The sequence below is a fragment of the Planctopirus limnophila DSM 3776 genome (assembly GCF_000092105.1).
Classification (GTDB): domain Bacteria; phylum Planctomycetota; class Planctomycetia; order Planctomycetales; family Planctomycetaceae; genus Planctopirus; species Planctopirus limnophila.
The window spans coordinates 780,625-804,331 of record NC_014148.1 but is presented as its reverse complement, the minus strand read 5'-3'; the positions used below and the strand labels follow the sequence as shown (position 1 = coordinate 804,331).

Here is a 23,707-nt window from a genome sequence, read left to right as displayed (position 1 = left end):
AGGCATGGCGAGACTGAACGTAATCAGCTTGTCATGCCTGTTTTTCGTTTCGAGTTGAAATCGTATTCGCAATAGATGATATCCAGTTTTGTCGGGCAATAACTTAACGGATGCGAGTTGAGCTGGCTTAGGCCCAATTCAAGTCTGGATCGATTTATATTCAAGAGGGAAGGCAAGAGGCTGTCATGCCGGTCGAAGTGAAGGTTCCCAGTTTCGGCGACTCCATTGTGGAAGTCGTCATTGGTCAGTGGTTCAAAAAAGTGGGTGAAGCGATTTCGCCCGATGATGAACTGGTCGAGGTCGAAAGTGAAAAATCGACACTCCCCATTGTGGCCACTCATGGTGGTGTGCTTCAGGAAATTCTGGCTCAGCCTGGCGAAACGGTCGCCGTTGGGGCCGTTGTCGCGCGACTGGCCGATGCCGGTGCTGTCGTCAGCGCACCTGCTGCTCCTCCAGCCGCTTCCGCCAGCACCCCACCTGCCACCAATGGCACCGGGCCTGCTCCTTCGGCAACAACCAGTGAAACGATTGTGATGCCAGCCGCAGCCCGGGCACTGGCCGAAAAAGGTCTCTCTGCTGCCGATGTCACTGCCAGTGGACCCGGTGGTCGCCTGCTTAAGGAAGACGTCCTGCGGCACAGCGGTACCCCTGCACCAGTTCCAGCACCTGCTGCTCCTAAACCAGCACCTGCACCCGCACCATCCACAATTGTCACGACAACCACTGCACCTGCCGGTGAAAGAGTGGTGCGTCGCCAGCCGCTCACCACCATTCGCAAACGTATTGCCCAACGACTGGTCGAGGCTCAGCACAATGCCGCCTTGCTGACGACGTTCAATGAAATTGATATGTCCGCAGCTATGGCTCTGCGCAAAGAATACCAGGACAAATTCGTCGAGAAATACGGCATCAAGCTGGGCTTCATGTCGTTCTTCGTGAAAGCCACCATCAACGCTCTGCTCGCTTATCCGGCGATCAATGCCGAGATTCAGGGTGGCGATATCGTCATGCACGATTATGTCGATATGGGTATTGCCGTCGGTGGCGGTAAAGGGCTTGTCGTGCCTGTCATTCGCAGTGCCGAAAAGCTCTCCTTTGCCGAGATCGAAATGTCGATCAACAAACTCGCCAAACGAGCCATGGAGAATTCTCTGAAGCCTCAAGATCTCGAAGGCGGGACATTCACCATCTCCAATGGTGGCGTTTACGGCTCATTGCTCTCGACTCCGATTGTCAATCCCCCACAAAGTGGTGTCCTCGGGATGCACTCGATTCAGGAACGGGCGATGGTCGTCAACGGGCAAATTGTGGCTCGTCCCATGATGTACGTCGCGCTCACTTATGATCATCGGATTGTCGATGGCAAAGAAGCCGTCAGCTTCCTCAAGCGAATTAAGGAATGTGTCGAGTCTCCACTCCGGCTGATGCTCGAAGTTTAGTTTCCGCTTGAGTTCAACGCGGTCGTCAGACGACCGCGCCCAGAAATTAGTGACAGGAAGGCAGCTCTTGAGAGTTGCCTTCCTTTTTTAATGCACTGACCATTCCCGGAATTTCAACTCTTCACGAAGAGACTTCTGGAATCACCGACAGACCACTGATAAATTCACGAAGTCAAAGAACTGTCGTATTTCTCTGACGACTTCCAGAATTGACACCTTGACGATGATTGCGGAGTTCACGATGGCTATGCGTCCTGAAGTTCAAAGCCTTGCGGTGGTCGCTCGTATGGGATTCCTGGGTCTATTGACCACGTTCATCTGGTCCAACCCTTTCATCTCCATTGGGGCTGAGGGAACTCCTGCGACAACCGTAAAGCCAGTCACCTACACAGAGGCTCATAAGCAGGTGATCGCTCAGGTGAAATCAAAGGGGGGCCAGGTGCTGGCACTCGCTCAGACGGATGCCCGGCTGGATGTCAGTTTTCACCTCTCAGATCAACCCGTCACCGATGAGCAGTTGGCATTACTCCCAGGCTTACCCGAAGTCGCGATTCTGAATCTCCGTGGAACCAAAATTACCGATGCCGGTCTCGTGCATGTCGGTACGCTCAAAAACCTGCTGAAACTTCATCTGGAAAAGACGGCGATCACTGATGCCGGACTGGCCCATCTTTCTGGGCTCGAAAAGCTCGAGTATCTGAATCTCTACGGAACAAAGGTGACAGGTGCCGGGGTGAAGGGGTTAGCAAAACTTCCGAAGTTACAAAGGCTCTATTTGTGGCAGACAGAAGTCTCCGATGCTGATCTTCAAGAGCTTCAAGTCAGCAGGCCTGAGCTGAAAATCATCAAGGATCTCAAGACTCCACCAACCACTCCGGCCCCGGAAGAACCCAAAAAGTAGCCATTTGACTTACGATCAGGCCGATGTAAGTCGATCACCAGCTAAGAGCTGTACCTCGATCAATCATCGTTTTTGAGGATGATTTCGGGATCGTGTTGAACGATCACATTTCGGGTGCTGCTTCGGCAGGGTGGCAAGGGTCGGATGTCTTCATCCGCCCCTTGGTCAATCGAGTTCACCAGCACGAATGCATCGATCCAGTTCATCCCCATGAAAATTGGGACGAACAAACAGCGTCAAGCAAACTGGGGGCAAACGAGGACGTTTGACCCCAGCCACCCAGTCGTGAACCTGTTGAACAATCACATCTCGGGTGCTGCTTCGGTCGTCTCAATGCTGAAGGAGCCGAACCACATGACAGCTTCATTCAATGGGACACGGAACTTTCCATTCGTCGTGGTGTAGCCGTTCTCAAGTCCATCGGGACCTTTGGGGGTGTATTTGTGACCAAAGGGATTCCAGAAAAGAACCGTGTCCGTCACTTCGTCATATTCGAGGACACCATACGAATGGTTGTAGTAAATCCCTTTAACGAGTGTTTGCGAACCTTTGGGGCCACAACCACCCACCACCAGTCGCTTTTCGGCAAAAGCCCGTTTCAAATCTTCACGCAGAGCAGAAAGGTCCGCAGTACTGCGGCCTGACTCATCTTTAGCTTCTCGATAGGGCTGGCAACTGTGCTTGCGCACTTTGTGGCCAGTGAGAATTTCAAGAGGAACACTCGGTGTGCCACCGACACCAATCAGACTGAGTGGAGTGACGTGTCGGGTGCCTTTCTTGCTGGCGCGTTCCAGCATGACGGTACCGACAGCCTTCTCATAAGTGTTTGTCCAGCAACCTGTGTTCCGAGATGTCGCACCAATGGCCACTTCTCCATCAGTGGGTGCTTCAATGGTCAATTGACGGCCATTGCCCAACGTGACGAGGATTTTTCCATCGGGTTGTTGCTGCATCATCTTCATCAGGCGATCAGGATCGCAATAAGCACAGGTTCCCATGCTGACGAGCAGGAAGCAGTCTCCCAGACGTCCCTGGCTGATCGATTCGAGTTGGGGTGGGCCATCAGCAAAGAGATCGCGTTTTGTGGTTTCGATCTTCTTGAGGGCCGTTTCAAACATCGACTGATACTTGGGAGGAGCTGGTTGAGCAGTGGGCTTCGTAACGACACCTCTGGCGATCTTGTCGAGTGAAAGGGGCGCCAGTTCCTTGTCGCCGCGAACAGCTCTCCGCAGGGACGTGACCGCTGCAGCTTGTGCACTCCGGACGTTCGAATTGTGCAGCGCCAACTCGATTTCTTCGGTGGAGAGTTCCTGATTCTGGTTCAAATCCCACTTGCCAAAGTGTTGCTTGACTTCGCAGAAGAAAGGGCTTTGATCGAGGAGCTTCTGTTCAGCATCGGTCAGTCGAGAAAGAGTTCTTTCAGCTTCTTTCGCTGGCAGATCAGTCAGCAAAACTCCGCAGATCGCTATCGCACAGAACACCATCCCGATTTTCCGAAGCAGATGAACACCACACGGCCTGCTGAAAAACTGAACTTGAGTGCTCAGAAAAAAGACATCGAAACATCTGCGACCGGGCATGCCTGAAACTTTCCATCGAGAAACTGCTCGCGCCTTGGAGAGTGTGGAATTCACAATCTCACCAACGCCAACTCACTGCAATCAGCATGCCTTGCGCCTGACCTCACGATTCTGCATCGGGCCTTGACGCATTGCCGGGAGCGAAGTCCGCCTGAACTCTGAAAATCAGCAGGTTTTCATGCCGGGATTATTCTTCAGGCTGCTGGCCCAGGACATGTTGAATCACGGGGCGTTTTCCTGAGGCCTGCTGAACTTCACCCGGCATACGGATGGTCGCCACATAACTGGCAAACCGGACATTGAACGACGGGATGTCTTCTTGCAGCCGGGCCACGAGACTCCCGGCATCTTTCCGGGTTTGCAGCGTCTTCAAGTATCCCAGAAGGACGGCTCGCGAGTCGTCGCCATCATGCATCATAAAGTGAACCCAGGCCCACGCTTCCTGATAATCACTCCGCTGCATCTGCCCCACGCTTTCGAGTCTTTCCAGACGAGCCATGTCCGGTTCCCAGCCGCTGGCAATGGCTTCGGAAAGTCGCGAGGCATACTCGGGATTGATCTGTCCGGGTTTTCCAGCCAGTTCAAAGTATTCGGCAAGCCCCTCATCCAGCCACAGAGGGACATCTTTGAGCGTGGCATGCAGGATCCCATGCGTGTATTCATGCCGGAGATCTTCCTGCACACGCTCGCCCCAGAAGGTATAGACCGCCAGCTCTTTACTCGAACCCACAAAGTAAGCGCGTCGGGGTGGCAACTGTGGAAAAGAAGAACGCATGTAGTCGCGATAACGCTCTTCGGAGCCAAAGAGGTAAACGACCACCTGTTGCTTTTGTGGCGGAAGATTCAACTCAGTCGCGATCTCATCTCTCAGGTTTTCGAGGTCAACCAGCAGTTCATGGTCTTTGGCCAGCTTGACATCGGAAAGCACCTTCAACCCATCGTTTTTGATGGAGGTCTTTCGGGGCAGGCCCGTGTATTTCGGTTGAGTCTGGCAACCGGAACAGGCAACCATGACCAGCATCAGGTAGCCGACGAATAGTCGCGTGGGGACTCTGCCGGCCAATCGGCGAAGATGAGCAGCACACTCGCGCAACGGCTCTCGACTCACCAGTGAAGTGAGGATCACCATCTTCAGGATCTGCAGCGCCCTGCACTCCCACATCATGCGGCATGCCACTTTCGATAATTTTCGATTCGGTCGCGACGTTGCTTAACGATTTCACTCATAAGCATGCGCCACGTGAGTGGAGGAAGCTTACACGCCACCCGCTTAAGCCAGCGGGCACAGGTGGATGTCCGCAGATTGGTCATCACGATGGTCGCGTCGTGCAGTTCACGCAGCGAGGCGGCGATCTGCTTGAAAGACACCGATTCTCGCTGCTCAAACCGCGAAGGATCAGCCAGAGCAATCAACACGCGGCCATTCAGCTTGATGACGAAAAACTGCTCCAGATCGGTGATTTCCGGCTTAAAACCATATAGAAACAACCGGGCGAGTGTATCCAGAACTCGATGGGCCACCTGAACTTCATCAGATTGTGGCAGGAACGAGAGCCGCCCCTGATCACTGATCCAGTCCGCGATTGTCTTTTGTTTATTGTGATAAGCCCGGGCGAGATATTGCTCCGTCTCAGTCTCCACATAAAGCAGTGGCCCCGGTGTCGAGAACCCCCGCCTCATCAGAGCATAGGCGTTTTCCCACGATCGACGTGCCCAGGAATCATGAGCATCTCGAACCAGAGGGCGAGCCACAAGTTCGGCCTGCATCACCGAACCGGAAACGGGAAGCTGAATGATCGCCGTTTTTTGTAAAGCCGCCCCTTCGGTCGATTGCACCAGATAAGGAGGTGAAAAAAGCTGAGACGGCTTGCTGGTGAGATGTCTCAGCAACTGAGCATCCATACCCGCGACACAGCGGCCGGAGCGTGCACCCACTTGAGCGATATGCAGGCGGCGGTTTCCGCGTCGCCACTTGCGATCCGCCTTCTTCCACGCCTGGATAGAATAGCTTTGCGTCACCTGCTTCAGTTGCACAATCCAGTTTTTGAGCTTTGGCTTCGAAATCTGCAGGCTATGGGGCAGCGATAACTCATTCAGCTTTTTACGCTTTGGGGCAATCAGAAAATCGACAGAATCACCGACAGCCGCAGGATCAGAGGGCTCAGCTTCGGAAATCTCTCCAGCGCCAGCTGCTTGAGGATTCGACAGTTCCGTCAGATAAGCCGCGAGAAATCGCAGCTGGTCGGTACTGGAAAGATGGCGATGCAGAGAATGCCTCAGCATCGCCAGATTGAGCATAATCTGCTGGGGAGAAACCTTCAGCCACTTCTGGCGGATATCACTCAAATCGACCCACCACATCCGCATCGGGCCATGACTTTGAACGGGAGCAATCAGCAGATTTTCTGCCTGCAGATCGCGATGCACAAACCTATTCTTGTGAAGCCGCGCGACCATGCGAGCCACTGTCACACACAGATGCTGCCGACCTCGAATGCCGAGTTTGTCGAACTGCATGACATCGCTGAAGCGCAGCATCAGATTGGCCAGCGACATGGTGGGCTCAATCGCTTCCAAGACCAGAAAACTGCTCTGCGGATCATCAAGAAACGATAAATTCAGCTCAGATGTTGTCGAGGTTTCTGCTGGTGTATCGACTGGTCGGGATCGAGATGTCACTGGCTCACCGATCCCCAGTGGTAAGGGAACCGGGAGATTGGCCGCCTGCATCGCCCGGAGGACAGAAAGCTCTCGCGCCGCTTTAGTTCCCGAAAGCCAGGTCCGCAGTTTTGACTTGCGATCATTCGTCAGGTACTGCTTGATGTACACCGCACGGTCGTTCAAATTCACTCGATAGACAACTCGATGCGGCCCGCTTTTGGCAATTTTCGCAGTGCCATTCAAGATCCACTCGCGGAGTGGCAACGTCCCCTCTTTGAGCTGACTGATCAGTTGAGATGTTGCCGACCATTTCATGGGCACCCCAGAGTTGGTTGGCAACTGCAGCTTTTCGAATGGTTCAGAGGCTGAATTCTGCATCAGTGTGACAGTCACGAAGAAAGACTCCGCCATCGCCAGAAAATCGTTTGATCAATCGGATCGGGACCATTTCCGGTCGTGAGCAGAATCTGTGGTGGAGAGAACAGGCCTGACCAGCAGCAGGGAACTTCCAACTAGAGCCCGGGGGTTGCCGAGAGCATGTTGGCACTCGAATTGACGGGTTTCCCGGTCATTCCCTGGGAGACATTCGAGAAAGCATGATCCACAAAATCACCCGCTTCGTTTCGCAGTGATTTTTCAATAACTTTCTTATGTCCTGCCCCCATCATCGAACGGGTCAGATGCGGATGTTTGAGCCATTCACTCCGGCCCCAGGCACGCACATCGGCAACAGTATCTTTCAGGCTGGGAGCACTTCGCTGCACAATCAGCAGGCGATCTTCCGTCCAGACCAGATGAAAGTTAAACGCACCCCACATGGTAGATGCACCTAATGTGCCGCCAAAGAGGATCAGAATCAGACCACGTAACATGATGCCCCCTGCACTGTTCAATCACTCCATTGATCCAGAGGTCAACCAAGTCTTTAAAGAAGTTGGCCACCCCGAGTGCTTGCATCGGAGTGTTACAGAGATCTGCATTCATCTCAAGATGGCTTTAACAGCAAATAGGCAGGATGGGAGATCTGGCTGAATTGTTTCCGTCGGAAGGCACAGCGTTTCGAGTGAAAGTTGCGTCGCCGGTTCAGGATCGACGATTCGCACTTCGACGATTGCCAGAAAGGATCAATATCAGTGATGACGGGATATAGGGATTGGTCTCTTCGAGACGAGCGATGCTTCCAACAGAATTTTTCTAAGTGTTACCACCCTGGCCTCTAGCGTATGATCTCACAAAACCAGTGGCCAAAGTTTTAGAAGAGAGGTTCCATGTCGGTAGCAGAGGTCGAAGAGGCTTATCGTGCCGTACGCCGTGAAGTGGGCAAAGTGGTGGTGGGTCAGGAGGAACTGATCGAAGCGGTCTTTGTGGCGCTGCTGGCGGAAGGTCACGTGTTGATTGAAGGGCCGCCCGGTCTGGGAAAGACGCTCCTCGCGACGACAATCAGCCGGGTTTTAAAATGTAGGTATTCGAGAATTCAGTTCACTCCCGATCTGATGCCATCAGATGTGACTGGGCATTCGGTCTACAACTTGCAAGAAAGGCGGTTTCACTTCAGCGAAGGGCCGGTCTTCGCCAATCTGCTCCTGGCCGATGAAATCAATCGGGCTCCCGCGAAGACACAGGCGTCGTTGCTCGAAGCCATGCAGGAATGTCAGGTCACTGTCGATGGTCAGACGATGCCTTTACCAAGGCCGTTTATCACGCTGGCAACTCAAAACCCCATTGAACAGGAAGGGACCTACCCTCTTCCCGAAGCTCAGTTGGATCGTTTTCTCTTTAAAATGCTGGTGACCTACCCCACATTCGCGCAGGAAGCCGGCATTCTCAATGCCTACAACGAAGGACGTGACCCTCGGCGTATCCATACGTCGGATGTCCAAAGTGTCCTCGACGATGAGAGTATTCTCCGTCTGCAAGCCTCCGTGCGGGATATTGTCGTCGAGCCTTCAATCATTGATTACATCGTTCGGATCGTCACAGCCACACGCCAACATCCCGCCATCGAGATTGGTGCCAGCCCGCGTTCCAGTGTCGGGTTGTTGGTCGCTTCCCGGGCCTTAGCGGCCTGCCTGGGAAGAACTTTCGTTGTGCCCGATGATATTAAACAGCTCGTGCCCTGGATTCTCAGACATCGCATTCGCCTGGAACCCGAAGCGGAAATTGAAGGCTCCACAATTGAAGTCGTCTTGGGTGATCTTCTCGAAACCACCGAGGCACCGAAGGCATGACACCCCGGCTTCAATTGCTATTGAGTATTCTCGCAGCCGGGATGCTGTACATCCCGGCGTGCTTTAGTTCTTCCTGGGCAACTCTGGGAACTGGCGCCACAGTTTTTGTCATTTTGCTGGCAATCATCGATTGGCTTCGCAGCCCGGCACTTTCCCAGATGGACATCGATCGAAAAGTAGGGCGCGTACTCAGCGTCGGAGCCCGTAACCCGATCACAATTGAGTATCGCTGGAAAGGAAGATCCAGCTGGCAGGCCGAGTTGCATGATGAACCTCCTCATCCGGGAACGTTTGATGGCGTACCGGCTGTTGTGCCTCTGGCACCTGGTCGTTGGCTGAAGCTGGTCTATCACTTCACACCTGCCCGGCGTGGAAATGTCACCTTTCAATCGATTCACTGGCGGGCACGATCCCCCTGGGGATTCTGGCAATTGCACTGGTTGATCCCTTTACCGATGACCACCAAGGTTTATCCGGATGTGCAGGCCATTCGGGGAGTCGAATTGCTCGCCCGGCAGAACCGCCTGGCCGAAAGTGGAGTCCGCATGACCCGGTTGCATGGCAAAGGCTCGGCCTTTGACCGGCTTCGGGAATATCGCCGCGAAGACGAATTTCGTTCGATTGACTGGAAAGCATCGGCGCGGCAGGAGTCGTTGATTGCCCGCGAATATACGATCGAGAAAAATCAGACGATCGTGTTAGTCCTCGACAGTGGACGATCAATGTGTCATGCCGAAGGAGTCGCCACGCATTTTGATCGTGCTCTGAACTCCGCCTTGCTGCTGGCCTACACAGCTCTCAGGCAGGGGGATCATGTCGGGTTGCTGGCCTGTTCATCCAAAGTCCAGGCATCGATCCCGCCCGTGCGTGGGCTGCGAAGTATCGATACGCTCATTCGTAACATCTACGATATTGAGCCTGAATACACATCGACAGATTATCAGCTCATGGTCGATGAATTGCGCCGTCGGTATCGCAAGCGGGCCTTGGTTGTGGTGCTGACCTATGCCCTCGATGATGTCCATCTGGAGCAGATGGCCCGGCAGTTTCGCCGTTTGCGTTCACCTCATCTGGTGATCTGCGCTTTTCTTTCGCCTGAGAGTCTGGTGAAACAGGCTGAAAGTGTGCCGCAAACAGATCAGCAGGCCTTTGAAATTGCCGCCGCCGCCGATCTTCTACAGGGACACCGCATAACACTGCGCGACCTGACTGCGATGGGCTTGTTTGCCATCGAGGCGACACCTGAGACATTGACCAGCCAGCTCATTTCCCGCTATCTGGAAGTCAAAGCCAGATCTTTGATTTAAGGCGTGGATTCTTCCCATCGATCCTAGAATTCGAAAACAGAGCAGATCAGAAAATCAACTGGCTTGGAAGGGGATGGGATATGGCCAAAGGTCGGGAATCGAAGCAAGCTTTCATCGACAGAACCGGGCGGATTCTGGCTCAGCTGGAGCGGACTTACCCGGATGTTGAATGTGCTCTCGAACATACCTCGCCGTATGAACTGCTGGCAGCCACAATTCTCAGTGCGCAGTGTACTGATGAGCGAGTGAATATGGTCACGCCTGGGCTGTTTAAGGCGTATCCAACGCCCGTTCATCTGGCCAAAGCCCGGCAGGAAGATGTCGAAGCGCTTGTGAAATCAACCGGTTTCTTCCGCAATAAAGCGGCCAATCTGATTGGTATGGCCCAGGCCGTCGTGGAAAAGCATCAGGGAGAGATTCCTCAAGCACTGGAAGAGCTGGTCGCGCTGCCGGGAGTGGGAAGAAAAACCGCCAATGTTCTCCTCGGGACATTTCACGGCGTACCAAGTGGTGTGGTCGTCGATACTCATGTGCAGCGCATCAGTCGTTTGTTAGGGCTAGCCAAAGGCAATAATGCCGAAACGATTGAACGCGAACTGATGGCCATTGTTCCACAGCACGAGTGGATCATGCTCTCCCACCGCCTGATTCATCATGGTCGACAGATCTGCATCGCCAGGCGGCCGCAATGCACACGTTGCCCTTTACTGGCAGACTGTCGTCGTGTGGGTTTGCCTGAGCTGGAAATGCCGACTTCTGTGCTCGACGATCCTGCAGAACCTCAGGAAACTCGTCCCTCAAAGAAGCCATCCCGAGGCAAGAAGACAATGACCAAAGGCACACCTTTGAAAGGCACTCACAAGGCGACCACGACCACCACACCTTTGGTTGCAAAGAGCAAGAAAAATATCGCAAAAACCCAGAATCGTAACGGGCACTGACCTCGCCTGTTGCACGCGGGCTGCTGGCTAACTAATCTCGCCATGACCAACTCTCAGAGAGGAATCCTCCCGGAAGGCCCAGAGATGCCCTTCGAGAGGTCTCTTCGTGCCAACCAGGACAACAGGGAACAGGCGACCGATGATTCTCACCGGGAATGAAATTCGTTCGCAACTGGGTCGTAATCTCGTCATCAATCCGTTCGAAGAGCGTCTGCTCAACCCGAACAGCTACAATTTGAGATTGCATGATGAGTTACTGGTCTACGAGGAAATCGTCCTCGATATGCAGCGGCCCAATCGCTACCGCCGGCATGTCATTCCTCCCGAAGGACTCGTGCTTCAACCGGGACAACTCTACCTGGGGCGGACCATCGAATACACGGAGACGCATAACTTCGTGCCCATGCTCGAAGGCCGGTCTTCGGTCGGACGACTGGGATTATTTGTCCATGTGACGGCAGGCTTTGGCGATGTGGGATTCTGCGGTTACTGGACGCTTGAAATGTTCGCGATCCATCCCATTCGCATTTATGCCGGCGTCCCGATCTGCCAGATTTTCTACCATCAACTGGAGGGAGACATCACGGAGTACGCCAGCGATAAGTATCAGAGAAATCACGACATCCAGCCAAGCCTGTTGTTTAAGGAGTTTCGGGAACCCGAGCCTGATCAGCAGCTCAGGCTGGCCTTTGGTCAGGAATGCTCGACCCGTGAAGATGCGGATTGTTCGACTCCCACCGATCGAAAATGATCCATCAGCCAATCATTGAACGTGGTGCTGGGTCGAAAAAAGTCGCTCATGATGGTCGTTCAGCGATTCAACGAGTTCGGTTTGGTCGTGGTTTGAGTGCCATTCTGCGGAAGTCTCGGTAGAATCCTGAAAGAAGGTGTTCTGGCAGCAGTTTTCGGAACGATGGGGGCCCATGATTCCCCAAGTTTTTTCGAGATGATGCAGCCAGAAGAGCAGTCCTGCCAGAATTCGGCAATCGATCCGAGGAAGCCTGAACGTGAAGTTTGAAACCCGCTGTGTTCATACCGGCGTCGATAAAGATGCCACCTACTTGAGTGCCACGACACCGATCTATCCCACATCGACCTTCCGCTGGGACAATCTCGATTCTCATCGAGGTTTTGACTACACCCGCAGCGGCAATCCAACTCGGAAAGCTCTCGAAGAAAATCTGGCGGCTCTTGAAGGAGGCGTCGATTGCCGGGCAACCTGCACAGGGATGTCAGCGATTGTGGCCGCCCTGCAATTGGTGGCGCCAGGCGATCATGTGATTACCGGGCACGACATTTATGGTGGTACTTATCGACTCTTCGATAAAGTGCTGCGAGACCAAGGAATCGATTTTTCGTTTGTCGATATGGGGCAACCGGCTCAGGTCGAAGCGGCCATCAAGAGCAATACGAAAGCAATCTGGATCGAAACACCTTCGAACCCCTTGCTGAATATCGTCGATCTGAATGCCATTGTGGCGATTGCCAAAAAGCATCAGCTGATCACGATGGCCGACAACACATTCCTGTCACCTTACTTCCAGCGCCCTCTCGATCATGGTGTCGATGTCGTCATGCATTCGACCACGAAGTACCTCAATGGCCATAGTGATGTTGTCGGTGGTGCCGTCATCTGCAAGCATCAGCAGCATGCCGAACGAATCAGTTATATCGTGAATGCCATGGGCCTGGCTTGTTCACCATTTGATGCCTGGCTGGTTTTACGCGGGGTGAAGACACTGGGCCCGCGGATGGAAGCTCATCAGCGTGGTGCGGATGCCGTGGCTCGCTTTCTGAATGAGCATCCCGGTGTCGAGAAGGTCTACTATCCCGGTTTACCAACGCATCCCGGTCATGACCTGGCCAAGAGGCAGCAGTTTGGTTTTGGGGCAATGGTCAGCTTTGAACTCAACGGCGGGCGCTCTGCCGTCGAGAAGTTCCTCTCCAAGCTGAAGATCTTCCAACTGGCAGAATCGTTAGGTGGCGTTGAATCACTGATCGATTACCCGGATACAATGACTCACTCGTCGATGTCCAAAGAAGACCGACGGACGGCTGGCATCACCGAGAACACATTGCGTCTTTCGGTTGGTATTGAGCATCCCGATGATCTCATCACCGATCTGGCTGCTGGTCTTTCAGCAGTCAGTCAGTAATCAACCGTTAAAGGGATGACTGGTACTGCGGTCAACTGGGCGCGTTGCCAGATTCAAAGTATTTGCTGTGGTTCACATAAGTTGTCGATCAGCAGGAACAGGCCATGGAATTGCGTCGTAATCCGACACGTGCCGTCCGAGTGGGCAGTTGTACGATTGGTGGTGGCCACCCGATTGCCGTCCAGAGCATGACGGCAACTCACACACAGGATATCGACGCGACTGTGGCGCAGGTGCTCGACCTGGAAAAAGCGGGGGCGGATGTCATTCGGATCGCGGTCGACAGCCCGAAAGATGCGGCTGCTCTCAAGGAGATTCGCAGTCAGGTCAAAGCAAATCTTTCGGTCGATCTGCAGGAGAATTATCGACTGGCCGAACAGGTGGCTCCTTATGTTGATAAGATCCGCTACAACCCGGGGCACCTCTACCATCATGAGCGATCCAAACCCTGGCAGGAAAAGGTCGCTTACATTGCCCAGGTGGCGAAAGATCACGACTGCGCCCTGCGAGTGGGTGTCAATTGTGGCTCAGTCGATCCCGCCAAAAAGGTTGATGATTACGGCGGGGACGAAAACGGGCCACTGCTGGCCAGTGCTTTCGAACACTGCGAGTACTTGGATTCAATTGGTTTCACGCGGTACGTCGTTTCAATCAAAGATTCCGATCCGAAGAATGTCATCGAAGTCAACAAACGATTTGCCTTACAGCGGCCCGATATTCCTCTCCATCTGGGAGTAACGGAGGCCGGTCTGCCACCAGATGGGATTATCAAGACGCGTATTGCCTTCGAGCAGTTAATCAGCCAGGGGATCGGCGACACGATTCGCGTTTCACTGACAGTGCCGAACAATCGCAAGCACGAAGAGATCGAAGCCGGCCGCAAAATTCTGGCCGACATTGCGGCAGGGCGTGTGCGATCATTCGTCGATTTTGGCCTCGATACGTTGAACATTATCAGTTGCCCCAGCTGTTCCCGTGTCGAGAATGAAGCGTTTATTGATCTGGCTCAACAGGTCAAGGAAATGACGGCCTACGCCAAAGATCACAAAATCACGATCGCTGTGATGGGTTGCCGAGTCAACGGGCCGGGTGAAACCGACGATGCAGATCTGGGCCTGTGGTGCGGACCAAATCATGTGAATCTCAAGAAGGGCCCTGTTGAGTTGGGCCACTTCAAGTACGATGAGATTCTGCCCAGGCTAAAACAGGAACTCGATCTGGTCATCGCCGAAAAGAGTGGACAAGCCTTAACGTCGTCCTAATACGTTTTCCATGAAATAAGAGCACTCGATGTGCCATGCTTGCAGCTCTGGGCAAGCATGTTTTCGCGACCAACATCGCGCGACGGGTGGCAGGGGTCGAATGCCTCATTGGCCCCCTGGTCAATTGGCTTCACCAGCACAAATGCATCTGAAGACATGCTTCATGACAGTTGAGACAGTTCGCTAGGGACGATCAAAGTCCAAAGAACTGGGGGCAAACGAAGACGTTTGACCCCAGCCACACATTCTACTGGCGCACCGCAGATCAATAGGCATGCAAAGTTGTCTGTAATAGACAGCCGCTCTGGGCAAACATGTTTTCCAGACCGTTGATGCGATGGTCCTGCCTGGAAAACGTATTAGATTGGATTCATTTCCAGAATATTTGCGACCGTGTGATCACGACCAAAAGCTCTTTGCGTTGAATTGACGGCCACGGGCGAAGAAACTTCAACTTGATTTCTGATCCAGTTGAACGAACACGATCCCTATCGCAATACAGGCACCGGCGATTCCCATCGCTGGGGTCAGTTGATCACCTCTCAGCATTGAGGCGAGTGCAATCCCCATGAGCGGGGTAAGAAAGCTGAAGATCGCAATCTGCGATGCAGAGTGCCATTTGAGCAGCCATGTCTGTAAACCAAAGCAGAGCCCTCCCACCAAAAAACCCTGGTAGACCAGAGCCAACCAGCCAGAAGTCGAGATTTTGTGCCATTCGACATGCTCTGTGCTGAAACTGAGCAGGGCAAACAGCACAACGGCGACCACATCGTGCCAGAAGATCAGTTGCGTCGAACCAATCACTTTGAGTGCCTGTTTCGAGTAGAGCAATTTTGCCGCAAACAGGAAGGCACTGAAGAGCGTCACCAGATCACCAGCCAGTGTCGGCAGATCCTTTTGTTTTGGTTCGCTGGTTTCGATTGAAAGGATTAACCCCGTGACTCCTGCCATCGCGAGCCAGAAGCCGCCCCAGGCATAGTAGCCCAGGCGATACTGGCGAGTGACAAAATGATCGCAGACCACCACAAAAAAAACGTAGCTGTTAATCAGCAGCGATGAGTGGCTCGAACTCGACCAGGCGACGCCGAGAGTAAACGTCCAGATCTGCAGGGCCAGTAATGTTCCTGCGATGAGCACCGGTCGAAACTGTCCGCTTTTGAGTGCCAGTGGAGCTCTTTCGAGTGCGCACCATCCCAGCATAAAGATCGTGGCCAATAAAAAACGAATGCCCGAAACTGCGACAGGAGGGAGCACATCTGTCGAAAAACTGGTCGCTACTGGATTTCCCGCCCACAGAAAAACTGTCAGCATTGTCAGCGAAAAGGTAGTGGCAGTCAGTGGTTGAGATCGCGTCAACGCGGGAAACTCCTGAATCTGGCTACGCCTTGGGACTTGTAGCAAAAAAGCATCAATGGTGGGGAGGAAACCTGAGAATCCGTTGTTTGGGCGAAGTATTTTTCCAGTGGATCACTCAGCACTGAAATCGATGAGCTAGGTTTTAGCTTGATCGTATGGACCCGTCGACTGGCATGCGAAAACTCACATGACTGTTCTGAGAAATTCATTCCATTTTTGTGACCCCGCTCTGTAAACTATTGGTCACTGAGCGTGATTCCCATCATTCAATGAAAGCAAACGGTTCCTGCTCCGATTGAACCGCTCACTGGCTGCGCTCCAGCAAACATGTCCGCAAGTGCCATGTCAGAGCACATCTGTCAAAAAAATCACCCGGGATTTTGAATCGTTTAACACAAGGGTCGCTATGCCTCGTCAATTCTTCTTCGGTCTCAGTCTTCTCTGCGGGATGGGCGCCATCGTGGCCGATGCCCAGTCTCCCACGCCAGTTCGTGTCCCCGCAGCCACGCCAGCCGCTGCCGCTCAGGCGGTATCCGAGAATCTTGAACTTGCTGCCATTCGCCAGACATCATCAGCCTTCGTCGAGGCTTTCAACAAGGCTGATGCGAAAGCGATTGCACAACTCTGGGCCAAAGACGGCGAATATGTCGATGAGAGCGGACAGGTGACGGTCGGGCGATTAAAGATCGAAGAGCTGTATCAGACCTTCCTCGCTGCACATCCGAAGATGCAGATCAAGGTGCAGATCGATTCCTTGCGACTGCTCAGCGACCAGACGGCCATTGAAGATGGTCGCAGCATGCTTTCCCCATCGATTCCTGGAGCTCCCCCCTTTTCTCGCTACACAGCAATCCACGTCAAAGAAGGTGGCTCGTGGAAAATGGCCAGCGTGCGGGATCTTCCCACCGCCAATCCCGCCGCCAGACGTCAACTGGCCGATCTGGACTGGCTGGTCGGCAAGTGGGTGGCCGAAGAACATGGCTCAGTGAGTGAATCGGTCTTCGAGTGGACAGCCGGTCGCAGCTTCCTGAAGCGAACCTACACTGTGACCCATCCCGATCGTTCGATCACTTCCGGTATTCAGATTATTGGTTACAGCCCACTCACCGAGCAGATTCAAAGCTGGAATTTTGGCTCTGATGGATCCGTCTCAATCGGTATCTGGACATCTCAGCCCAATGGCTGGGCGGCAGCAATTCGAGGGCTGACCGTCGAAGGGACGCCAACGTTTGCCGTCAATGTCTTAACACGCATCGATGATCAGGCCCAAAGCTGGAAATCGATTGAACGCCGCATTGGCGACGTTCCATTGGCAGATACGCCCGAGATCATTCTCAAGCGTCAGCCTGCTCCAGGCAAATAGACATTCGAGTGACTTTTGAACCAGATCTGAATAGTACCGATAGCTTATCTCCAGGCAAAAAGCCTGATTCAAGGAACTTAACATGATTCGATACAGTTGGGTTTGTCTCGTCGCAGCCGTAGTTGGCGCGACGGTCGCGGATGAATGCCACGCACGTGGCTTTGGTGGCGGCGGTGGTGGTGGATTCCGCGGCGGCGGAGGGTTTGGCGGTGGTGGTGGCGGCGGCTTTGATCGAGGCGGTGGTGGCGGCGGCTTTGATCGAGGCAGTGGTGGCGGAAGTTTTGGCGGCGGAGGTAGTTTTGATCGCGGCAGCTTCGGTGGCGGCGGAAGTGGAAGTTTTGGCGGTGCTGGTGGCTTTGACCGTGGAGGCATGGGCAGCCAGGGTCTGGGCGGTGGAAGTTTCGATCGTGGAAACGTGGGTGGCCAAGGTCTCGGCGGTGGAAGTTTCGATCGTGGAAACTTTGGCGGCGATTCCTTCAACCGGGGCGATCTGGGAGGCTACGGCAGCGCTCCTTCCCGGAGTTCTTTGAACAGTTTTCTCGGACTCCCTTCCGATGAAGGGATGCATGGACTCAGTTCCTCTGGTGGTTTCGGCAGCAATGCCGACGTCAATCATGCATCGTATGAAGGGCCACGTGGTACCACTGCCAGTGGCACCACTGTCACTGGGCCGGGCGGTAACACTTACGGCCGTGGAGCTGTTGAAGGCCCCAATGGTGGAGTTGCCGCTGGCCGTGGTGTTGAAGGTGCCAATGGAGGTGCAGCAGCCCAGGGAATTGCCGTTGGACCGAATGGTGGCGTCGCTGCGGGTGGTGCGGTCCGAGGGCCGGGCGGTACTGAAGCAGCTCGCGGAGTTGCTGTCGGGCCTAACGGCACCGTAGCGGCTGGCGATGCCGTTCGCGGGCCCAATGGAACAGTAGCCGGTCGCGGGGTTGTTGCAGGGCCCGATGGTGTCGCCGCTGGCCGCTTTGTTTCAGGCTACACGCCCATGTCGCCCACTGGACGGTATACCACCGCCTATGGATGCCGTAACAGTTTCAACAACTACAACTATTACGGCTCTGGCTGGTACGGCGCTCATCCGGGAGCCTGGGCAGCCGCAGGTTGGGCCGCTGGTGCCGCCTGGAGTACTGCCACCTGGGGCTTGGCAGCTCCTTATTGCGGGTTCTACGATGTTCCACCCGTCTACTACGATTATGGCAACAACGTTGTCTACCAGGGTGGACAGGTCTATGTGAATAACCAGGATATGGGAACGTCGGCTGATTACTACAATCAGGCCTCGAACCTCGCCAATACAGGCAGTCAGCTTCCCGTGACGAATCAGGGCGATTGGCTTCCTCTGGGTGTCTTTTTGCTCTCGATGAGTGGGCAGACCAATTCGACAACTTCAGTTCAACTGGCTGTGAACAAAGCCGGCATTATTCGCGGTAACTGGGTTGATTCCAGCACGAACAAAACGCTCCCTATTTCTGGCGCTGTCGATATGCAGACCCAGAAGGTGGCGTTTACCGTCGGTTCGGATACCAGCACAGTGTACGAAACCGGACTTTACAACCTCACCAAAGACGAAGCACCGGCTCTGGTTCATCTTGGCAAAGACAAGACCGAACAGTGCCTTCTGGTTCGGCTGAAGAAACCTCAGGGGGATGCTGCTGGCAATCCCAATGCGACAAGTGACGCCAGTTCCAATGGTGTGCAGATCTCTCCCGGAAACTCAAATCCCTAACCAAGAGAGTTCTATCGGCTGACAGGTTTTCTTCAGAAGTGTGTCGCGTGCCATGCTTGAAGCTCTGGGCAAGCATGCTTTTGCAACTAACGCAGCTGTGTCGGTTGCTGGGAAAAGCATCAGCGTAATCTGACAAAAACCTGTCATAGAAAACATCAAGGCCGTCGTGAGCCCCCCTGGCTGACGACGGCCTTGCGATTTCCGATCATTGGCCATTAGCCGCTGATCGTCCCTCTTTCCCATGGCACTCGAATTGTCCGAAGACGTTGCTGAGCCGTTGGTCTCAGCGATTCGTGGCCTGTCTCTACCGTTCGTGTTGCAAGCCGTCCCCACAGCCCGCAGCGAAAGAATTACTTAAGCAGAACCCGTGCCAAAACTTGATTCGTTGCAAAGCTGACAACAAAAACACCCCAGACTACCCGCCTTGACATATCTTGTTGAAAAACTTGCAACGTTTGCCGAATTGTCGTGTATTTTTTTCAAAACCTCGGCCGGATTCGAAATCCGCAGAGAAGGTTCAGAGTGATAAATCCCGGCTGGTTGATCTTCTCAACCCTGAAAATCTGGGGAGAACCACCCGTACTCCCACTTTGCTCCAGTGGTCGTCATCGAACATCGATCTTCCAACGATTGAGATGGCTGACTACCAATGAAAGATCGATGCCGACCCGTGGAACTCACGAAGAATCTTGTCGTTTTGACAATCTCTCGCCCGAATTTCTGAGGACACAGCCCTGAGGCTTCAATTTTTGGTTCGCCCCAGGTTTCATCGAGAGTGTAAAGGACGACCGGGCAGATAAAATTCGATCCCCAAGATTCGGCCCAGCCTGAACAAGAAAATCGCCCAGTTTGACTTTAGCTGTTCGCCATCCGTGGCTATACTCACTTAAGTCGAGGCGGCAATTTGCACGTCAAAAAGATGTTTTTTGAAAGTTCAGAAGACACCTGAAACTGCAAACCGACTCCTCACCTGGCGAACTCCGCCACTGCCTGATGGTGTAATGGTAGCACGAGTGACTCTGGATCACTTAGTTGAGGTTCGAATCCTCATCGGGCAATTTCTCTGTGTTATCGATCGCTGGTTTCTCAGCTGGTGATTCGCTGGTTGCATTGACGTATGCAGTCTGCACCAGTTGCCACACGCTTTCGGCCATCTGTTGATGCCCCGCCTGCGAAAGGTGGATGCCATCCAGTGTGGCCCCCTGATCTGCGAGCAGCGACAGGAATATTCTCCGTGGAATCAAATGGACACGGTACTTGTGTGCCAGCCTTCGCTGAATGCGTCCAAATTCATGATAGAACGGCGGCAAAGGCAATTCGTACATCACGATCTGCCGCCCGGGTGCACTCAGCCCGTTGAGCAGCGCATCCAGATCTGTTGCGAATTGCTGTGAACTGGTGGAGCCGAGGATGTCGTTGCCCCCGATCTCGACCATCACCACTGGAGCCTGAATCTCCAAGTTCTGGATCCGTTTGAGTGCCGACCCCGCTGTCTCGCCGACATGCGAGAGATCCTGGACCTGCAGTTGATGTTTTCTGGCGATGATCGCCGGCCACGTCTCGGATCGATCTTCACCACCCATCCCCGCAGTGACGGAATCTCCAATCACCGCCAGGCCGCGATTTGCCACAGGCTGAAGTGTCGGAATCAACAGATACGGCAACTCTCCGATCGCAACAGCCAACCAGAAGACAGCGGCAATTATAGCAGCGACTCTCTGCCGGGATGTGTCAGCCCGCAGAAGCCAATACAGCCAGACCAGTGTGGCCATCCCCGCGATCACCAGCAGCCAGAGGGGAATCGCAATCGACGATGCAGCGACCAGAATCAGCCCCAGCACAAACGCCAGCCCCCACCATCGCTTCCAGGCTTTGCGAGATGCCTGTGCGAGTGCGAGGCTGGCAAGTAATAAGACCATTCCAGAAAAGAAGGCCTGCCCGCTCACCACATGGTACACCAGCCCGTTCATGATGCCCCCCGCAATCTCGTCAGTCTCTCATCAGCCCATCAATCGCACTTCAACTCATCGCTGAATATCGACGACCCATTCATTTTGGCGTTGATCTGATCCTGATTCCATGGGCAGCACACTTCCGGCTGAAACTGCGAATTCCACCAGGGCGACCTCCGCCTTGCCGGACTCGCCATGTTTTCCCAATTGCTTCTTAAGGCATTCGCCACCCAGACATTCAAAGCCACGTCTGGGCCATCCTGTCGGGTCTGTTGTTTGTGGTATTATGACACAGCCTAAAGCCCATGTTCACCAGCGCTTGGTTTGGAGCGATTGGGCTCTGAAGATCGCAGCCGCCAGAACCCGTGCGAATCCCAGGAGTGCGGTTCCACCTTTTCAAACAGTTCGTGGATCATACCGACCTCCGCTTCCTGGCCGACAGCAGCCGACAGACAGGCGTCGAACCCGGCCCCATCGAAGAACGCCGCATACGACGGGTGAAAGTCGCTCATCACTGCCACGTCCTGCGACTGCACGAGATCGGCCAGCGACTCGCATGCACCGAGCATAGTGGCCTGCCACCGGGGCTCGGTGAGGAAGAACCGCCACCGGAGCAGATGATAGACGCAGCACACTCCCTGACCGAATGTGAGAAAGAAGCCGTCGACCGTCCGCAGGGCCACCGACAAATCTGGGCCGCGGGGCCGTTTGACCTGCCGGCCGTTGTCGTGGGCCACCCAGCACGCCCGGCCCCAGTCGGACTCGGAAAATTCGTACTCCCGCCAAAGCGACCTCACCTCGGCTGAGAGTGGGACAGTCTGGTTTTCTAGACCGTTAATCGCCCGAACCACCTCGCGGGAACGGCTGTAGCGCATGAGGGCAACGAAATCCATTCCCACCGTCAAATCCTCCTGCCGACGAACAGATATTCGACCACCGAATTCCGAAAGGAAATGAACTCCATCTGGTGGCTTGTTAGCGTTAGAACATTTCATGTCAAAGATCATCGCAATGAAGCCATATCGAAGTGATACAAATCAAGCGATGCGACACCGCAATCATCTCAAGTGCGATGAACCTCTCCATTAGAATGACTAATTTCGAGCCTATGCACCATTCAAAATCTCCATCAAATGGCGTGCTGCATCGTAGGGTTCATTGGCTGAGCAGATGGCGCTGGAGACGGCGAGGCGGGTGGCACCGGCGGCGACTACATCGGCAGCATTTTCAGTGGTGATACCGCCAATGGCATACGCCGGGAGTGCGATTTCCCGGGCCACTTCACGCACATATTCCAGCCCCGCATACTCGGCAAACTCTTTGGTCGTCGTCGGAAACGTCGGGCCCACGCCAATGTAGCTTGCTCCTTCGATCACTGCTGCTTCTGCCTGCTGGAGAGAATGTGTCGATAATCCCACCAGTGGCCTCGGCCCCGTAATCTGGCGGACCTGTGCTATGGTCAACTCTTCCTGCCCGACGTGGATCCCATCGGCTTGAGTCAGAGCGGCCAGGTCAGGACGATCATTCATGATCACAAGGGCATCGTATTCATGGGCCAGATCCAGCACGAGACGAGTGTGATCGAGGAGGCGGCGATCCGACATCGATTTCTCACGGATCTGCACAATTCCCACACCGGCACGCAATGCTTCCCGTAAAGTTTGTCCCACCGGGCGATGGCACAGCTTTTCGGTCAGCAATAAATAAAGCACGCGACCTTCAAGCGTTTTCTGGGAGAACTGCCCGATTCGCACTGCTTTTTCGAGTGTGTATGACTGATAGCGAATCGCTTCGATCCGCGAAGCAAAGTAACCATTGATGATCTTGCCGTATTCTTCGAGCGACCGCAGCGATTCCTGCAAACGTTTGAAAGCAGCCGCAATCACATCGTTGGCAGAACCCCGCATGGTTTCGGACATGGTCGTGATCTGTGTGCCGACATCATTGGGGGTATCTCGACTGGCGAGGAGAGCCTCTTCGGGGAGCATGCGTAAAGCTGTGGTCAGCCGATGCCGGAGTTCTTTGAGTTCACGAGAGAACCAGCCATCGTTGCGCACCATGCGGACGGCATCTTCAATGACACGCAATCCCTCACGAGCTCGATTGCCGGAAGCATCGAGCAGACGGTAAACCGCTGTCAGATTTTCAGGCGGTGCGGTTTCAGGCAATAAAATTTGTTCGTGCTCAAGAGGTGGCCCGCTGGCAGAAGTGGCGGGGCCCGAGATTTCCTCGACAGGTTTCGCCAGTGCGATCTGTTCTTGAGCCAGCCACGCCGTCAGCCAGCCATTCGCTTCAAACAGTGCTCTCAGCAGATGTTCAGTCCCCACTTCTGATCGCGAAACTTTGTGCGCCTCGTGGCGGGCCTGGCGGATCATGCGGTCGAAAGCGGTCGAGAGCGACGACTGCAGATCTGTTTCATCGCCGACGGAACTCGACATGCTGGGGAGAAAACGCTCCATGCGTTGACGCAGGTCATCAATTTCAAGCCCCTGTTCGATCATCCTCAGATGGGCGACGGATTCTTCTTCCAGAAGTGCCCAGAACAAAGCCGCTTCCACCACCTGGTCACTGTTTAACCGGGCCATTGAGTTTAACCGGGTCGCTGAGGCATGTGGCGAAAAGACCTCAGGCATCACAGGAGCCATAACCGTTGCATCAGTCAGACCGCGAGCCGCTTCGATGACACGCAGGGCAGCGGCTGTCAGAAAGTGTTCCATGGCAGGCAGAAACCCTTCGGTTTGGACATTTGGAATTCGGGAATTGTCGAAACAATTTTTCAGAGGAGGAGAATCGTTTCTGCAAATCCAGGCGAAGACTCTCCCGAGCAATCAG

General features: G+C 54.1%; 18 protein-coding genes and 1 tRNA gene. 11 read left to right on the top strand and 8 right to left on the bottom strand.

Annotation, left to right across the window (positions count from 1 at the left end):
• Positions 1 to 185: 185 nt before the first annotated feature.
• Positions 186 to 1,439 (top strand): 2-oxoglutarate dehydrogenase complex dihydrolipoyllysine-residue succinyltransferase, encoded by a 1,254-nt coding sequence (gene odhB / locus PLIM_RS03315; RefSeq protein ID WP_013108899.1) that lies wholly within the window; start codon positions 186 to 188, stop codon positions 1,437 to 1,439.
• A 241-nt stretch (positions 1,440 to 1,680) separates the two neighbouring features.
• Positions 1,681 to 2,340 carry a leucine-rich repeat domain-containing protein gene (locus PLIM_RS03310; RefSeq protein ID WP_013108898.1) on the top strand — a complete coding sequence of 220 codons (660 nt, stop codon included), beginning with the start codon at positions 1,681 to 1,683 and terminating at the stop codon, positions 2,338 to 2,340.
• Positions 2,341 to 2,642: 302 nt separating this feature from the next.
• Here PLIM_RS03310 and PLIM_RS03305 read toward each other — a convergent pair whose 3' ends face one another.
• From PLIM_RS03305 to PLIM_RS03290, 4 genes are all read right to left on the bottom strand, one after another.
• Positions 2,643 to 3,824 (bottom strand): hypothetical protein, encoded by a 1,182-nt coding sequence (locus tag PLIM_RS03305; protein WP_013108897.1) that lies wholly within the window; start codon positions 3,822 to 3,824, stop codon positions 2,643 to 2,645.
• A gap of 283 nt (positions 3,825 to 4,107) precedes the next feature.
• A complete protein-coding gene (locus PLIM_RS03300; protein ID WP_013108896.1) occupies positions 4,108 to 5,085 on the bottom strand; it encodes a DUF1570 domain-containing protein in 978 nt (325 codons plus the stop codon).
• Positions 5,082 to 6,896 carry a lipopolysaccharide kinase InaA family protein gene (locus PLIM_RS03295; RefSeq protein ID WP_196349521.1) on the bottom strand — a complete coding sequence of 605 codons (1,815 nt, stop codon included), beginning with the start codon at positions 6,894 to 6,896 and terminating at the stop codon, positions 5,082 to 5,084. Before PLIM_RS03295 ends, PLIM_RS03300 begins: the two co-directional genes overlap by 4 nt.
• A gap of 197 nt (positions 6,897 to 7,093) precedes the next feature.
• A complete protein-coding gene (locus PLIM_RS03290; RefSeq protein ID WP_013108894.1) occupies positions 7,094 to 7,453 on the bottom strand; it encodes a hypothetical protein in 360 nt (119 codons plus the stop codon).
• Positions 7,454 to 7,849: 396 nt separating this feature from the next.
• Here PLIM_RS03290 and PLIM_RS03285 point away from each other — a divergent pair, with 396 nt between their 5' ends.
• The 6 genes from PLIM_RS03285 to ispG all read left to right on the top strand — a co-directional run bounded on the left by PLIM_RS03285 (position 7,850) and on the right by ispG (position 14,475).
• A complete protein-coding gene (locus PLIM_RS03285; RefSeq protein WP_013108893.1) occupies positions 7,850 to 8,809 on the top strand; it encodes an AAA family ATPase in 960 nt (319 codons plus the stop codon).
• Positions 8,806 to 10,116 carry a DUF58 domain-containing protein gene (locus tag PLIM_RS03280; RefSeq protein WP_013108892.1) on the top strand — a complete coding sequence of 437 codons (1,311 nt, stop codon included), beginning with the start codon at positions 8,806 to 8,808 and terminating at the stop codon, positions 10,114 to 10,116. The genes PLIM_RS03285 and PLIM_RS03280 overlap by 4 nt, the downstream gene beginning before the upstream one ends.
• An 80-nt stretch (positions 10,117 to 10,196) precedes the next feature.
• Positions 10,197 to 11,057 carry an endonuclease III gene (nth, locus tag PLIM_RS03275; protein ID WP_013108891.1) on the top strand — a complete coding sequence of 287 codons (861 nt, stop codon included), beginning with the start codon at positions 10,197 to 10,199 and terminating at the stop codon, positions 11,055 to 11,057.
• A gap of 139 nt (positions 11,058 to 11,196) precedes the next feature.
• Entirely contained in the window at positions 11,197 to 11,808 is a 612-nt protein-coding gene (gene dcd, locus PLIM_RS03270) for a dCTP deaminase (RefSeq protein WP_013108890.1), read from the top strand.
• A gap of 256 nt (positions 11,809 to 12,064) precedes the next feature.
• Positions 12,065 to 13,213: a trans-sulfuration enzyme family protein gene (locus PLIM_RS03265; protein WP_013108889.1), complete on the top strand. Its 1,149-nt coding sequence runs from the start codon at positions 12,065 to 12,067 to the stop codon at positions 13,211 to 13,213.
• A gap of 104 nt (positions 13,214 to 13,317) precedes the next feature.
• Positions 13,318 to 14,475, top strand: a complete 1,158-nt coding sequence (gene ispG, locus PLIM_RS03260; RefSeq protein WP_013108888.1) for a (E)-4-hydroxy-3-methylbut-2-enyl-diphosphate synthase — start codon at positions 13,318 to 13,320, stop codon at positions 14,473 to 14,475.
• Positions 14,476 to 14,925: 450 nt separating this feature from the next.
• On the opposite strand, the gene PLIM_RS03255 is transcribed toward ispG, so the two are convergent.
• Positions 14,926 to 15,831, bottom strand: coding sequence for a DMT family transporter (locus PLIM_RS03255; protein ID WP_013108887.1), 906 nt, complete (start codon positions 15,829 to 15,831; stop codon positions 14,926 to 14,928).
• 406 nt (positions 15,832 to 16,237) lie between these two features.
• Between PLIM_RS03255 and PLIM_RS03250 the strand changes: the two genes are divergently transcribed.
• The 3 genes from PLIM_RS03250 to PLIM_RS03230 all read left to right on the top strand — a co-directional run bounded on the left by PLIM_RS03250 (position 16,238) and on the right by PLIM_RS03230 (position 19,981).
• Positions 16,238 to 17,194: a YybH family protein gene (locus PLIM_RS03250; RefSeq protein WP_013108886.1), complete on the top strand. Its 957-nt coding sequence runs from the start codon at positions 16,238 to 16,240 to the stop codon at positions 17,192 to 17,194.
• An 82-nt stretch (positions 17,195 to 17,276) separates the two neighbouring features.
• On the top strand, positions 17,277 to 18,923 hold the full coding sequence (locus PLIM_RS03245) for a hypothetical protein (RefSeq protein WP_013108885.1): 1,647 nt from the start codon (positions 17,277 to 17,279) through the stop codon (positions 18,921 to 18,923).
• Between the two features lie 987 nt (positions 18,924 to 19,910).
• A tRNA-Gln gene (locus PLIM_RS03230) sits at positions 19,911 to 19,981 on the top strand.
• Here the strand turns inward: PLIM_RS03230 and PLIM_RS22320 are convergent.
• From PLIM_RS22320 to PLIM_RS03215, 3 genes are all read right to left on the bottom strand, one after another.
• Positions 19,952 to 20,893 carry an SGNH/GDSL hydrolase family protein gene (locus PLIM_RS22320; protein WP_081440183.1) on the bottom strand — a complete coding sequence of 314 codons (942 nt, stop codon included), beginning with the start codon at positions 20,891 to 20,893 and terminating at the stop codon, positions 19,952 to 19,954. The two genes, PLIM_RS03230 and PLIM_RS22320, sit on opposite strands and share 30 nt — an antisense overlap.
• A 278-nt stretch (positions 20,894 to 21,171) precedes the next feature.
• Positions 21,172 to 21,768, bottom strand: coding sequence for a hypothetical protein (locus PLIM_RS03220; RefSeq protein ID WP_041401031.1), 597 nt, complete (start codon positions 21,766 to 21,768; stop codon positions 21,172 to 21,174).
• Between the two features lie 213 nt (positions 21,769 to 21,981).
• A complete protein-coding gene (locus tag PLIM_RS03215) occupies positions 21,982 to 23,592 on the bottom strand; it encodes a thiamine phosphate synthase (protein ID WP_013108883.1) in 1,611 nt (536 codons plus the stop codon).
• Positions 23,593 to 23,707 lie beyond the last annotated feature (115 nt).

Bases quoted from the DNA above. Each gene is read 5' to 3' on its own strand.
- odhB (WP_013108899.1), top strand. From the start codon at position 186: ATGCCGGTCGAAGTGAAGGTTCCCAGTTTCGGCGACTCCATTGTGGAA.
- PLIM_RS03310 (WP_013108898.1), top strand. From the start codon at position 1,681: ATGGCTATGCGTCCTGAAGTTCAAAGCCTTGCGGTGGTCGCTCGTATG.
- PLIM_RS03305 (WP_013108897.1), bottom strand. From the start codon at position 3,824: ATGGTGTTCTGTGCGATAGCGATCTGCGGAGTTTTGCTGACTGATCTG.
- PLIM_RS03300 (WP_013108896.1), bottom strand. From the start codon at position 5,085: ATGATGTGGGAGTGCAGGGCGCTGCAGATCCTGAAGATGGTGATCCTC.
- PLIM_RS03295 (WP_196349521.1), bottom strand. From the start codon at position 6,896: ATGAAATGGTCGGCAACATCTCAACTGATCAGTCAGCTCAAAGAGGGG.
- PLIM_RS03290 (WP_013108894.1), bottom strand. From the start codon at position 7,453: ATGTTACGTGGTCTGATTCTGATCCTCTTTGGCGGCACATTAGGTGCA.
- PLIM_RS03285 (WP_013108893.1), top strand. From the start codon at position 7,850: ATGTCGGTAGCAGAGGTCGAAGAGGCTTATCGTGCCGTACGCCGTGAA.
- PLIM_RS03280 (WP_013108892.1), top strand. From the start codon at position 8,806: ATGACACCCCGGCTTCAATTGCTATTGAGTATTCTCGCAGCCGGGATG.
- nth (WP_013108891.1), top strand. From the start codon at position 10,197: ATGGCCAAAGGTCGGGAATCGAAGCAAGCTTTCATCGACAGAACCGGG.
- dcd (WP_013108890.1), top strand. From the start codon at position 11,197: ATGATTCTCACCGGGAATGAAATTCGTTCGCAACTGGGTCGTAATCTC.
- ispG (WP_013108888.1), top strand. From the start codon at position 13,318: ATGGAATTGCGTCGTAATCCGACACGTGCCGTCCGAGTGGGCAGTTGT.
- PLIM_RS03250 (WP_013108886.1), top strand. From the start codon at position 16,238: ATGCCTCGTCAATTCTTCTTCGGTCTCAGTCTTCTCTGCGGGATGGGC.
- PLIM_RS03245 (WP_013108885.1), top strand. From the start codon at position 17,277: ATGATTCGATACAGTTGGGTTTGTCTCGTCGCAGCCGTAGTTGGCGCG.
- PLIM_RS22320 (WP_081440183.1), bottom strand. From the start codon at position 20,893: ATGAACGGGCTGGTGTACCATGTGGTGAGCGGGCAGGCCTTCTTTTCT.
- PLIM_RS03220 (WP_041401031.1), bottom strand. From the start codon at position 21,768: ATGGATTTCGTTGCCCTCATGCGCTACAGCCGTTCCCGCGAGGTGGTT.
- PLIM_RS03215 (WP_013108883.1), bottom strand. From the start codon at position 23,592: ATGGAACACTTTCTGACAGCCGCTGCCCTGCGTGTCATCGAAGCGGCT.